The organism is Clostridioides sp. LIBA-6622, assembly GCF_056716095.1.
Genome location: NZ_CP196998.1, coordinates 551,240 through 565,257 on the forward strand (window position 1 = coordinate 551,240; position 14,018 = coordinate 565,257).

Here is a 14,018-nt window from a genome sequence, read left to right on the forward strand (position 1 = left end):
ATTAAGTATAAGAATTTTAAATTATTAAAATTTGAATATATTATGTTTAAGAGAGGTTTGTATATGGAAAATAAGCAACAAGGAACAATTTTAGTCGTTGATGATAGTGTCCTAATGTGTGACTTAATAGATAAAACACTTACAAAAGATAATTTTAAGGTGAAAAAAGCATTTAATGCAATAGAGGCAAAAGCGTTTATTGAAGAATGTATACCAGATATTATTTTACTTGACATAATTTTGCCAGATAACTCTGGATTTGATTTTTGTAAGGAAGTAAAATCTAATTTTCACACATCAGATATACCTATAATATTTATAACTTCAAAAAATGAAGATACAGATATAGTAAAGGGATTTGGTGTAGGTGCAATAGATTATATGGTGAAGCCTTTTAGTATGACAGAATTAAAAGCTCGTATTATGGCTCATCTTGAAGTAAAGAAATCTCAAGATAAATTAAAAAAGATAAATAATGAGCTGGAATCTTCTCTTGAAAAATTAAATAGACTTGTTGTGAGAGATTACCTTACAGGTCTTTACAATAGAAGACATATAATTAATCAACTTATGGAACAAAGAAGAATTAATAAGTACAATGACACATCAATATCTCTTATTCTAGGTGATATTGATGACTTCAAAGTTATTAATGATACTTATGGTCATGAAGCAGGAGATTTTGTATTGACAGTAATATCAAGCATAATAAAGAAGAATTGTAGACAGATTGATACTGTATCAAGATGGGGTGGAGAAGAGTTTTTGATAATGCTTACAAATACTTCAATGGAAGGTGCTAAAATACTTTCAGAAAGAATTCGCAAAGAAATAAAAGAATTTGAATTCAACTACAAAGAAAACAAAATAAAATGCACTATTACATTAGGAGTAGTAGAAGTAAACTCAAATATATCATTAGAAGAAAACATATCCTTAGCAGATAAAGCGATGTATGAGGGTAAAAATTTAGGAAAAGACTGTAGCGTAGTAAGTACAATGAAAGGATTAAAAAGGATATAAATTAATATCTTAATAAACTTACTTTATAAAGGAGTAGATGTATGAAAAGAGAAGTAAAGCTTTCTAAATTAGCAATTGCATTGCTGATTATTATAGTAATGGCTGTTCTAGCAGGGATTTTTTCTTCAATTTCATCTTATAAAGCATTTGAAAAAGTGGAAAAAAGTATTAATGATATGAATAATTTGAGAACTCAAAGCCAGTATATAAAAGATACAACAAGAGAAGTAAGTGATGTATTAAGAAGATATGTCTTTACAGGTGATAAAAGGAACAAAGATACTTATGAAAAAGAGTTATATGGAAAAACAAGAGAGTCAGCTTTAAATAAATTAGAAAGAATTGGTCTTAAAAAGAGTGAGTCAAATAAAATCTTAAAAGCAAAAGAAATATCAGATTCGTTAGTGCCAACAGAACAAAGTGCTATAAAAGCAGTTGAAAACAATGATAAGAGCTTGGCTCAGAGTATAATTTTTGGTAGTGACTATATAAACTCTCAAGAAAGAATGGATTCTTTAATAAATGAATTTCAAGAGGATATAGCTAATCGTTCAAATACTGAGATTATAGAAGTCAAAAAAGAATTACAAAGTTTAATACTGAGAACAATATTTATACTTTCTCTATTGATAATACTGACAATAATAGAATATACAGTAATAAAATTAAAGATAGTGATTCCTATTAATAAAGTAGAAAAACACTTTTCAAGAATTGCATCTGGAGACTTAAGAACAAGTATAGATATTGAAGAAAGTAAGTCTGAAATAGGTATGTTGGTTGGTTCTGTTAAGAAGATGCAAAGTATGCTTTTAAATTATATAGACCTTATAGACAGTACACTGACTAGTATTGCAAAAGGCGACTTAAGAGTAGAAATAGACCAAGAATTTATAGGAGATTTTAAATCAATTAAAACATCATTAGAAAGTATAATAAACTCTTTTAATAGTGATTTTTCTGAAATAAATTTATCAGCAGAACAAGTTGCAAGTGCATCAGAACAAGTAGCAGCAGGTGCTCAAGCTCTTTCACAAGGGGCTACTGAACAAGCCAGTTCAGTAGAAGAATTAGCTTCTACAATCAATGAAATATCAGATGGAATTAAGAAATGTGCAGATAGTGCTAGTCTTGCATGTGAAGTATCTGACCAATCAGCACAACAAGTTAGTTTTGGAAGTAGATGTATGGATGATATGATGACTTCAATGGGTGAAATAAGTGAAAAATCCAGTGAAATATCAAAAATAATCAAAACAATAGATGAGATAGCTTTTCAAACTAATATTCTTGCATTAAATGCAGCTGTTGAAGCGGCAAGAGCAGGTCAATATGGTAGAGGATTTGCAGTTGTAGCAGATGAAGTTAGGTCTTTAGCTGGTAAAAGTGCGAAAGCAGCTCAAAATACTGCGATTCTCATAGAAGAAGCCATTAAAACAGTAGAAAATGGCGTCAAAATTGCCAAAGAGACTGCAAAAGCACTGGATTTAGTGGTGAATGGTGTAGAAAAAACTACTGATTATATTAATGGAATTTCTTCATCTGTACATAGCCAAGAAATAGCAATTACACAGATTTTGTCTGGAATAGAGCAAATCTCTATAGTAGTCCAAATGAATTCAGCAACAGCAGAGGAAAGTGCAGCAGCCTCAGAAGAGATGTCTGCTCAAGCACAAATCTTAAAAGAATTAGTAGAAAAATTTCATCTAAAGGAAAGTGAGATAAAAGAATCATCATGGATTTAAATTATGAGATGTTATATAGTGTAAAATTATAACGTAAAATAGAAAATTATTTGTAGGCCGTAGGTGATAAATATGAATTATATTGAACCGAGTATGAGACCAATGTTGGATATGTTTATATTTGAGACAAGTCTATTACTTGAACAATTAGATGAAATTATGATTCAAACAGAAAAAGAAAAAGTATTTAGTTATAGCAATATCAATGAAACCTTTAGAATAATGCATACAATAAAAGGCTCAGCTTCTATGATGGGATTAGATAACATAGCTGCTTTGGCACATAGTGTGGAAGATTTATTTTATGTCATACGTGAAGGAAAAATAGAAGTTTTAGATAATGACTTTTTGTTTGACTTGGTTTTTCAATCTTTGGATTTTATAAAATGTGATATAGGTAAGTTGCAATCAGGAGATTGTATATCTTCTGAGTACTCTAATTTTATAGAAACAATTAAAGATTATGTAGGTACTTTGGAATTATCAACTTCTATGGAATCAAAAAATAATACAAGTTTAAAAAATATAGAGGATGAAGAAATAATAAATTCAGTTTTTTCATACAAAGAAAATGCTGATATAGTAAAAATAATCTTTGAACAAGGTTGTATGATGGAAAATGTAAGGGCTTTTATGCTTATATTTGAGCTTAGAGACTACTGTGAGTTTATAGAGTTTTATCCTAAAGATGTGGAAACAAATACAGAAATAGCAGAATATATTAGAGATTATGGGTTTTATATACAATTTATTGCAAAAGAGGATAGAAATTTAGTTTATAGAACCATACAAGAGAATCTCTATGTACAAGAATATATAAATATTAGCAAAAAAGATATAGAAGTAAAAAGAATACCAGATAATGATGCAACAGAAAATAAATTAGAAGACAATCAGGAAATAAACATAGAATATCAAAATACTTATACAACAGAGGATGAACTACAAGAAAGTATTTTAAAAGACAAAGTAGACACAGAAAAAAATAGTCTAAGTGACGAAAATGAACATTTACCAATAAGTAAACAGAGTATTATGAGTGTAAATTTAGAAAAATTAGATTTACTTCAAAATATAGTTGGAGAAATTGTAATTATGGAATCAATGGTTGTAAATAGTGTAAATTCTACAGGTGTTGATATAGATAATTTCAATAAAGCAACAAGACAATTGCATAAGCTTACAGATGAATTACAGGACATAGTAATGTCGATGCGTATGATTCAAATTGCTGGTGTATTTCAAAAAATGCATAGAATTGTGCGAGATATGAATAAAAAATTAGATAAAAATGTAGAACTAATAACCATAGGTGCAGAAACAGAAGTAGATAAAAATGTAATTGATAATTTAGCAGAACCATTCATGCATCTTATAAGAAATGCTATGGACCATGCAATAGAACCTATTGAAGAACGTATAGCTAAAGGTAAAGAAGAAGTAGGAAAAATAGTACTATCTGCTGAAAACTTAGGTGGAGAAGCTGTAATAAGTATATCAGATGATGGTAGAGGTCTTATGAAAGATAAGATTTTAGCAAAAGCCAAGGAGCAAGGTATTCTTAAACATTCAAGTAATGAATACACTGATGATGAAGTTAATTCTTTGATTATGACTCCAGGATTTTCTACAAAAGAATCTGTGACTGAGTTTTCTGGTAGGGGAGTAGGTATGGATATTGTCCGAAAAAGCATTGAAAAGGTTGGAGGCTCAATTGAAGTAAAAAGTAAACAAGATGAAGGAACGACATTTACTATAAAAATACCACTTACTCTTTCTATAGTAGAAGGGATGGAGTTTAAGGTTGGAGATTCGTTATTTACTTTACCAATATCAGCAATAAGAAGAACTTTTAAACTTACAGACTTAAACCAAGTAGTTACAGAAGGTAATACTGGAGAGCTAATTATGATATATGGAGCCTGCATTCCTATTATAAGGTTACATAAAATATATAATATTAAAACAGATGTAACCAACCTAATGCATGGGAATATGATAATTATTGAAAATGAGCAGAAAGCGGCATGTATTTTTGTTGATGAAATAATAGGAAATCAACAAGTTGTCGTAAAGCCATTTCCAGTTTATTTTAACAGATTCAATATGAAAAGTAATGGATTATCAGGATGTACAATACTTGGAGATGGAAGCATAAGTTTGATTATAGATGCAGATAACATTATGGAAATATATTAGGGGATTTAAAGTATGTCTAAAGATGAAATTATTAAGCAAGTATTAACATTTTATGTTAATGATGTTATTTATGGAATAGAATTAGAAAATGTCATTGAAACTATAAGATTTCAATCAATAACATATGTACCATGTCTTCCAGAGCATATAAGTGGAGTTATTAATTTACGTGGAAGGATAATACCTGTTATTAATATGCATATAAAATACAATCTTCCTGAGACTGATTATAATGAGAGAACATGTATAATAATTACAAAAGTTGATGAGTATCAAGTTGGAATTATTGTAGATAAAGTTGTCGATGTTATACCTATAGAAAAAATAAATCTATTAGAGACAGCTGATTCTAACAACATAAATACGAATAAAGATATAAAAGAAATTGCAAAAGTTGAAGATAATTCTATATTAATTTTAGATATTCGAAAGTTTTTGATTAACAACATGTAGTCAGTTTTGACAAATTATCAGGAGGAATTTTTTGCATGATAAAGCTCACAGATGAAGAATTTATAATTCTTGTAAACCATATAAAAAAAGAATATGGTATTGATTTAAGCAAAAAAAGAGCATTAATTGAAGGTCGGTTATATAATACAATGATAGAGAGAAAGTTTAGTTCTTTTAGTCAGTATATGAATATATTATTTAAAGATAAGACAGGAAATGAGGCTATAAACTTAATAAATAGACTGAGTACCAATCATACATTTTTTATGAGAGAACCTCAGCATTTTGAGTTTATACATAATAATATACTTCCTTTTTGGGAAGAAAACAATAAGCTAAGAAACTTAAATATATGGAGTGCAGGTTGTTCTAGTGGAGAAGAAGCGTATTCAATAGCTATGACTTTAGATGATTATTTTGGAAATAATAAAAATTTGTGGAATATTAAGATTATAGCTACTGATATTTCAATAAATTCACTTGAAAAAGCTAAAAGAGCTATATACACAGAATTAAATGTTAGCAATGTTCCTGATTTGTGGAAAAAGAAATATTTTATAGATAACAAAGATGGTACATTTAAAATTTGTGATAAGATTAGAAAAAGCGTGATTTTTAAACCTTTTAATTTAATGAATAATTTCTCATATCAACATTTTGATTTAATTTTTTGTAGAAATGTTATGATTTATTTTGATTTGAAAACTAGAGAAGAACTCATAAATAAATTTTATAGTGTAACTAAAAAAGATAGCTTTTTATTTGTAGGTCATGCAGAGATAATTAACAGAAGTAATACCAAATATAAATATATAAGACCTGCTGTCTATAAAAAATAAAAGGTTTTTGATATATGATTTTGTGGAGGCGGTAATGTGGAACATTTTGATAATATGGTGATTGCTATAGGCGCATCTGTAGGTGGCACAGAGGCAATACTTGAAATTATAAAAAACTTACCAAAATCGACACCAGGAGTTGTTGTAGTTCAACATATGCCAGCTATATTTACTGATATGTATGCACAACGGCTTGACAAGCAGTGTGTTATGAATGTAAGAGAAGCTAAAAATAACGATAGAGTAGAACGAGGAAATGTGTTAATAGCACCTGGGGGCTATCAGATGAAATTACATGTGAATAAAGATGGATATTATGTAACTTGTGAAAAAGGTGAAAGAATAAGTGGTCATTGTCCATCAGTAGACGTTTTATTTGATTCAGTTGCAGAAGTAGCAGGTAAAAATTCAATAGGTATAATACTTACAGGCATGGGTTCTGATGGAGCAAATGGACTTTTAAAAATGAGAAAAAGTGGTTCATTTACTATTGGACAAGATGAAAGCTCTTGCATAGTATATGGAATGCCAATGGTGGCTTTTGATAGAGGTTCTGTTGTATTACAATTGCCACTTAATAAAATTTCAAACTATTTGATGAGACATCTTAATATTTAAAAACGGAAAGATTAATTTTTTGTAAATAAAAAATTAATCTTTTATTAAATTATATGGATAAAAAACCCTAGAAACTCCAAATATAATAAGAGAGATTTATATTTAGGAGGAAAATGATAATATGAAATTTTTTAAAGGCGATATGAAGGCTAAAGTTTTAAGATATGTATTTGTTTTAACCTTGACTATAATAGCTGTTTTAGCAATTAAACATGACCATATATATAATAATTTAGGGAAAGATGCTTCAATTAATCTAAATAGAAATAAAGAAGCAGTAAGTGTTATGAATAATCAATCATTACCAAAGGATACTACTAGTAGTAAACAAACTTTATCAGTAAGTACAATAGGAAGTAAAACAATAGTGAAAAATGATGAATATCTAGAAAGTGCTATAAATATGCCTATAATAACAAATTCAAATAAGATTGTTGAAAGGTCTACAAATGATAAAATAAAAAATGATATCTTTGAATTTTATAATAAATCATATACAGAAGCAAAGCAATATCTTAAGGATAATCCTGATGAAGAAAATAAGTTTGTTGCAAATGTAGACTTTGAACTTAAAAAGAATACTGACTCTGCTCTTAGTATAAAAGTAAGATATTATACTTACAGTGGTGGTGCACATGGATTTTATCAAGATATAGCATATAATGTGGATATGAGAACGGGAAAATTTTTAGAACTAATGGACTTATTTAAAGATAACACTAAATATAAGGAAGTTATAGATGGAGAAATTAAAAGGCAAATAACTGAGTTGGAAAAAAAGGATAAAGAAAATATAGGAATATACAACTTTAAAGGTATAAAAGAGAATCAAAATTTTTATTTGCAGGATGAGAATTTAGTTATGTATTTTGATTTATATGATATAACTCCATATGCAGCAGGAATACCTGAATTTTCAATAAACAAAAAATTAATAAGCTATATGTTAAAACCAGAATATGTAGATTTATTTAATTTGAAATAGAAATTTAAATTAAATGTTATGCTATAATATCTAGCATAGAGATTTATTAAAATTGGGGGTATAAAAATGCTACTTTTAAAAAAAGACGACATAAAAAAAGTATTTACAATGAGAGATGCAATTGAGGCTGATAAGGAAGCTTTTAGAATTTATTGTGAAGGAAAAAGTGTAAATCCTTTGAGAACCAATATACCAGTTCCAAGTCAAGATGCTAGTATGTTATTTATGCCAGGATATGTAGAAGAATTGGGATGTGGGGGAATAAAAATTGTATCTGTATTTCCTAAAAATGCTCAAAAAGGTAAACCAGTAATTCCAGCCACAGTATTACTATTAGATGGTGAAACTGGAGAAGTGAGTGCGGCTTTAGATGGAACTTATGTAACTCAGATTCGTACTGGAGCAGCATCTGGAGCAGCTATAGATGTATTGGCTAAAAAAGATTCTAAGATTGGGGCTTTGATTGGTCTAGGAGGACAAGGAGAACCACAACTTGAAGCCATGATAGAAGCTAGAGATTTGGATGAAGTAAGAGTGTTTAGTAGAAACAAGGAAAGTAGAGAAAAATTTGCAGAAGAAATGAACTTAAAATTAAGCAAATATAACACTAAAATAATTGCAGTTGAATCATCTGATGCAGCTATAGAAAATGCAGATGTAATAGTTCTAGCTACCCCATCAAAACAACCTGTGCTTAATGGGAACTTAGTAAAAAAAGGAGCTTTAGTAAGTGCAGTAGGTTCATATATGCCAGATATGCAAGAGTTGTGCCCAAATTGTTTAACTAGAGCATCTAAGATATTTTTTGAATCAACAGATGCAGTTTTATCTGAGTCAGGAGATATATTAATTCCATTAGAAGAAGGTAAAATAAGTAAGGATGATTTTAGTGGCGATTTAGGTAATGTTATAAATGGTACTATCCCTGGAAGAGAAAATGATGATGAAATAATTGTGTTTAAAACTGTCGGAATAGGTGTACAAGATGTCGTAACAGCAAAAAGAATACACGATAAAGCAAAAGAAAACGGTATTGGAATGGACTGGCAGTGGTAAAAATTTCAAAATAAATCTATAATTAGACAAAATTATGTTATAATATTGATAAATAAATTTTTTTATTATCTTAATTGAGGGAGGATATTTGTATGAAAATGGTAAAAAAGTTAATATTATCTTCGATTATGGCTTTAGTTTTAGTTCTAACTATAGGGTGTTCTAATGCAGAAGAAAAAGTAAAGTCAAATTTTGAAGCTAATTTAGCCGCACTAGAAATGTATAAATATGACGAAAAGGGAATTTCTGACGCATTAACAGAAGTTGAATATAAACAAATTCAAACTTATAATAGTAAGGACAAGGTTTCAATGTTAGCTCAATTGACACCTCTTTATGGTAAAGAAAATGCTGAAAAGATATACGACACAATTGTTAAGTTAATCCAAGGTGTTGAAAAGACTGTAACAGTAGATTCTTCTAGTAAGGATAAGATAACTTTAAAAGTTGTAAGTAAAGCATTAGATACTAGTAAAGTAATGTCTGAAGCAAATACTTTAGTAAAATCATATGTAACTGATGAAAAGAATTACAACAAAAAAGAAAAAGAAGTTCAAGATGATATGGCAAAAATGATTATAGACCTTTACAATAAAAAGCCAACTAAGGATGTTACAACTTTAATTACATATACTAAAAAAGATGGTAAATGGCAACCACCTAGTAATATACAAAAATTATGTGAAGGAATATATACAATTTAATTTATTTTAAAAACACAAAAACTATCTTTTAAACATATAATAAAATGTTTGGAGGATAGTTTATTTTATTCTAAACATATAAATTATATTTTATAAGCTATTTGTTTATTTTATAAATTATACTTAGTAAATAACTTATCTCACCAAATAATAAATAAATTTTTTGCTAGATAAAGTGTATTTAATATAATTTGTTTTAGTATCTATTGTATAATCAAATTTATTTGATATGTTTGCTAATATTGACTATATAAAACTAACAATACAATTATGATATATCTTGATAAAACATGGTGAATAATTGTGTGTTATATAGTCGAAAATATGATATATTAATATTATATTATACGTTAAAAGTTTATTTATGTATTTTAAAAAAGTTAAAAAAGTTTTTATAAAATGAGAGGGGTGTTTTTTATGGTATCAAGGCAAGAATTAAAAAGAGTGTCCAAAGCTCAATTGTCTGGAAACTGGGGTACATGTGCAATTGCTATGGCAGTATATATTGCAGTGATAGTACTAATATCAATTGTAGGATTGCCTTTTGAACCTTTAACTACTATTGTAGTAGCTATAATAGGTTTTTGTGTTACAGCAGGATTTACATGTATGTTCTTGAAGATTACTAAAGATGAAAAAGTAAAAATAGGAAATATATTTGTAAATGGAAGAATTTATTTAAGAAGTTTTGGACTTTATGTATTAGAATCAATTGCTGTTTATATTTATTCTTTTATAATCACAATTATAGGCGCATTTTTATCATTTGGGGTTTTACTTACTAGTGGAGCAGTTGAATATCTATCAAGTGATAGTGTTGGGGTAGGAACTATTATTTCTACTGGAATAACTTTAGTTCTTATAATACTTGTTCTTATGCTACCAGTTTATATATTGCTATTATATGTTTCTCAAGCTGCTTTCTTAATTTGTGAGGATAAAGATAATTTGGGCGTATTTAAGGCAATGGGTGCCAGTTTAGATATGATGAAAGGAAACGTACTTAAATTATTTGTACTAAACCTTAGCTTTATAGGATGGTATATACTATCAATAGTTACTCTTGGAATAGGTTTATTATGGCTAATTCCATATGTAGGAGTTACTAACTGTAATTTTTATAGACAATTATTAAAAGAAAATCCAGATGTAGAGGATGTATTATTAGATAAAGAAAAATCTTATTCTATGTATTAAGATAGTTTTACAGTTAAATAAAATGTAGTTTTAACTTGAACATTAAAGTATAGCATTGGCAAAACTGTCTTTTGTAAGAATGATTTTCTTAAAAGGCAGTTTTTGTTATTAAAAAATAAATGGTTGACATAGTATAGACTATTATGATAGTTTTTAATTATAGTAATGACTATTGCGATAACCATATTTGAGGAGCGATTTTATATGGAAATAAAATTATTTGATTCAGAACTTAAGGTAATGGAAGTTCTATGGGAGATAGGAGAAAGTAAGGCTGGGGAGCTAGTAAAAATCTTAAAAGAAGAAACAGGATGGAATAGAAATACTACGTATACAGTTATAAAAAAATTAGTAGCAAAAGGTGCTATAGAAAGAATTGAACCAAATTTTGTTTGTAAGGCTTTAATAAGTAAAGAAGAAGTGCAAAAACAGGAAACAGAAACACTAATTAATAAGATGTTTGGAGGGTCTTCAGAGAAATTTCTTTCAGCTTTTATTAATAAAGAAAATCTTTCAAGTGACGATATTACAAAACTTAAACAGATTGTCGAAAAATTAAAGTGAGGTAAGATTTATGTTCATTAAATTGTTAGAAATGAGTTTTACTTCTGGAGTTTTACTTTTAATTATTATTTTCATAAGAGCATGTTTATTTAAAAAATTACCTAAGAAGGTGTTTGTATTATTATGGTTGATTGTCTTGTTTAAGCTTCTTATACCAGTAAGTTTAAACTCTGGTTTTAGTATTTATAGTATAATTGAATCTACTTTTAATGTTGAATTAGGAGCTACATCAACTGAAGGTTACACTCTTAAGGAAGTAAGTAACTCTATAGGTAAAAATACTTCTAACAATAAGGTACTATCTGATATTGAGAATCTTACAATATTGGAGATGTTAGGTATTTTGTCTTTTGTGGTTACTATTATACTGAGTATATTTTTATGCTCTAAGTATATTAAAATAATTAATCTTTTTAAAACTTCAATACATATAAAAAACCATGATTTTATTAAAAAATGGATATGTGAGAATAGATGTTTTAGAAAATTTATGGTTTGTGTATCTGAATTTACTAAGACACCGCTTACATCTGGCATTTTAAAACCACGTATTATTTTACCAAAGCAAATGGACTATGGTAATAATCAGACTTTAAACTTTGTTTTGACTCATGAGATGGTTCATATTAATAGGCTTGACAATATGCTGAAGTTGTTTATGCTTTTGGCTCTTGTTATTCATTGGTTTAATCCTTTAGTTTGGGTGATGTTTTTTTTATTAAATAAAGATATAGAATTTAGTTGTGATGAAAAAGTGATGAATATGATTGGGGAAGAATACAGAGCTGATTATGCAACTGCATTGATAAGTTTAGCAGAAGAGAATAATCCATTTTCAATGGCTATTTACAATGGATTTGGAAAGACAAAGATAGAAGATAGAATAATTAATGTTATGAAGTTTAAAAAGTCAACTTATGTTACTTTTTTAGTTTCAACTGTATTAGTTTGTAGCACAAGTCTTGTTTTCGCAACAGGGAATAAAGAAATTAATGAAGTTGAATCTTTTGATTTAACAAAAAGTGAGCAAAGTAATAAAAGTGAAATTTCATTAAGTAATAAATCATCTAGTTTATATTCTCCAAATGTAGATTCGGACATTTCTGTTAGTATGTCAAAGACATCTAGCAACAAAGAAGATGAATCTAAAAGTAATGAAGATGAATCCATGAATAAAGTGAATAAATCTAAAAGTAATGAAGATGAATATGTGAGTAAATCAACTGAATTTAAAAGTAATGAATATATGTCTGTGAATAAATCAAGTAATTACAATGATATATCTTATACTAATTCAAAAGATTATTCAATTAAGAAGAATGGTTATGATGAGAATGGCTTAGTTATATCAAGACAAGGAAATTTGTTGTCAGTCAGCAAAGTACAATATAGAACTTCTGTAAAGGAACCATAAATTCTAGCAATATAAGAGATTTAGAATTAAAATACTATCTCAAAATAAAATCAATTATTTTGAGATAGTATTTTTTATTAAAAAAAATTATAGAAATACTTGACATAAAAATGACTATTGTGATAGTCTGAAGGTATAGTTAATAACTATTGCAATAGTCACTATCAACTACTATACCTAAATAAATATCTAAGAAAGGAAGATTGGTTATGAAAATAAAAAAATCCCTTATAGGTACAATGATGGCAGCTGCTATAGTATTAGGAGGAACAGGTTCAGTATTTGCTAATGAAAATAGTGATGTATCTAATATTACACTAGAGAAGTTTGATTCTCTAATCAAAGCAGGAATAACTGACCCTGCTGACTTAGAAAAGTATGGAGTAGAGTATTATACTTATGAAGAGTATGCTAAAAATATTGAAGAGTTAAAAGCGTATGCTAAAGACCCAAATGAAGTTAAAGATATGTCTGCAAAAGACCTTGAAAAGACAATTAAGAAAATGGAACAAGATTTAGAGAAGATAAAAACTGAAGGATTAAAGATTATGAAGCCTATCAGAATAGACAACGGGAATGGGCTTATAAGTTTCTGTGGTAGATAATTTACTCAGCTTGTAATATTAACATTACTTTTTTATTAAAAAAATTATAAAAATACTTGACATGAAAGCGACTACTATGATAGTCTAAAGATGTAGTTAATAACTATTGCAATAGTCACTATCAACTACTATACACAAATAAATCTCTAAGAAAGGAAGATTAATTATGAAAATAAAAAAATCCCTTATAGGTACAATGATGGCAGCAGCTGTAGTATTAGGAGGAACAGGTTCAGTATTTGCTAATGGAAATAATGATGTATCTAATATTACACTAGAGAAGTTTGATTCTCTAATCAAATCAGGAATAACTGACCCTGTTGCCTTAGAAAAGTATGGAGTAGAGTATTATACTTATGATGAATATGCTAAACATATTGAAGAAATGAAAGCATATGCTAAAGACCCTAATGCAACTAAAGATGTAAGTCAAAAAGACCTTGAAAAAACAATTAAGATAATGGAACAAGAGTTAGAGAAGATAAAAACTGAAGGATTAAAAATTATGAAGCCTATCATTATAGAAAATGAAGATGGGACTCAGCTTTCAATTTCTTCAAGTTATGTAGCAATTAATTAGTGTTAAATATAATCTCAAAGAATATTTTAAAACCCT

14 protein-coding genes are annotated in these 14,018 nt (G+C 28.1%); all 14 read left to right on the top strand.

Annotated features, from left to right (window positions below):
• Window positions 1–63: 63 nt before the first annotated feature.
• Window positions 64–1,023 (top strand): GGDEF domain-containing response regulator, encoded by a 960-nt coding sequence (locus ACTG47_RS02860; RefSeq protein WP_479926030.1) that lies wholly within the window; start codon window positions 64–66, stop codon window positions 1,021–1,023.
• Between the two features lie 41 nt (window positions 1,024–1,064).
• The gene (locus ACTG47_RS02865; protein ID WP_479926031.1) at window positions 1,065–2,768 is read left to right on the top strand and encodes a HAMP domain-containing methyl-accepting chemotaxis protein; all 1,704 of its coding nucleotides are present in this window, start codon (window positions 1,065–1,067) and stop codon (window positions 2,766–2,768) included.
• A gap of 72 nt (window positions 2,769–2,840) precedes the next feature.
• Window positions 2,841–4,967 carry a chemotaxis protein CheW gene (locus ACTG47_RS02870; RefSeq protein WP_479926032.1) on the top strand — a complete coding sequence of 709 codons (2,127 nt, stop codon included), beginning with the start codon at window positions 2,841–2,843 and terminating at the stop codon, window positions 4,965–4,967.
• A gap of 12 nt (window positions 4,968–4,979) precedes the next feature.
• On the top strand, window positions 4,980–5,420 hold the full coding sequence (locus ACTG47_RS02875; protein WP_479926033.1) for a chemotaxis protein CheW: 441 nt from the start codon (window positions 4,980–4,982) through the stop codon (window positions 5,418–5,420).
• Window positions 5,421–5,455: 35 nt separating this feature from the next.
• Window positions 5,456–6,259: a CheR family methyltransferase gene (locus tag ACTG47_RS02880; protein WP_479926034.1), complete on the top strand. Its 804-nt coding sequence runs from the start codon at window positions 5,456–5,458 to the stop codon at window positions 6,257–6,259.
• 36 nt (window positions 6,260–6,295) lie between these two features.
• Window positions 6,296–6,877: a CheB methylesterase domain-containing protein gene (locus tag ACTG47_RS02885; protein WP_479926035.1), complete on the top strand. Its 582-nt coding sequence runs from the start codon at window positions 6,296–6,298 to the stop codon at window positions 6,875–6,877.
• Between the two features lie 121 nt (window positions 6,878–6,998).
• A complete protein-coding gene (locus tag ACTG47_RS02890) occupies window positions 6,999–7,862 on the top strand; it encodes a DUF3298 and DUF4163 domain-containing protein (protein WP_479926036.1) in 864 nt (287 codons plus the stop codon).
• A 66-nt stretch (window positions 7,863–7,928) separates the two neighbouring features.
• Complete coding sequence (locus tag ACTG47_RS02895) at window positions 7,929–8,918, top strand: ornithine cyclodeaminase family protein (protein ID WP_479926037.1); 990 nt, start codon at window positions 7,929–7,931, stop codon at window positions 8,916–8,918.
• Between the two features lie 92 nt (window positions 8,919–9,010).
• A complete protein-coding gene (locus tag ACTG47_RS02900) occupies window positions 9,011–9,622 on the top strand; it encodes a hypothetical protein (RefSeq protein WP_054269069.1) in 612 nt (203 codons plus the stop codon).
• A gap of 417 nt (window positions 9,623–10,039) precedes the next feature.
• Window positions 10,040–10,819, top strand: coding sequence for a DUF975 family protein (locus tag ACTG47_RS02905; protein WP_479926038.1), 780 nt, complete (start codon window positions 10,040–10,042; stop codon window positions 10,817–10,819).
• 204 nt (window positions 10,820–11,023) lie between these two features.
• Window positions 11,024–11,383 carry a BlaI/MecI/CopY family transcriptional regulator gene (locus ACTG47_RS02910; protein ID WP_054269071.1) on the top strand — a complete coding sequence of 120 codons (360 nt, stop codon included), beginning with the start codon at window positions 11,024–11,026 and terminating at the stop codon, window positions 11,381–11,383.
• Between the two features lie 10 nt (window positions 11,384–11,393).
• Window positions 11,394–12,797 carry a M56 family metallopeptidase gene (locus tag ACTG47_RS02915; protein WP_479926039.1) on the top strand — a complete coding sequence of 468 codons (1,404 nt, stop codon included), beginning with the start codon at window positions 11,394–11,396 and terminating at the stop codon, window positions 12,795–12,797.
• 209 nt (window positions 12,798–13,006) lie between these two features.
• Window positions 13,007–13,402, top strand: a complete 396-nt coding sequence (locus ACTG47_RS02920; RefSeq protein WP_479926040.1) for a hypothetical protein — start codon at window positions 13,007–13,009, stop codon at window positions 13,400–13,402.
• Window positions 13,403–13,568: 166 nt separating this feature from the next.
• Window positions 13,569–13,982: a hypothetical protein gene (locus ACTG47_RS02925; protein WP_479926041.1), complete on the top strand. Its 414-nt coding sequence runs from the start codon at window positions 13,569–13,571 to the stop codon at window positions 13,980–13,982.
• Window positions 13,983–14,018 lie beyond the last annotated feature (36 nt).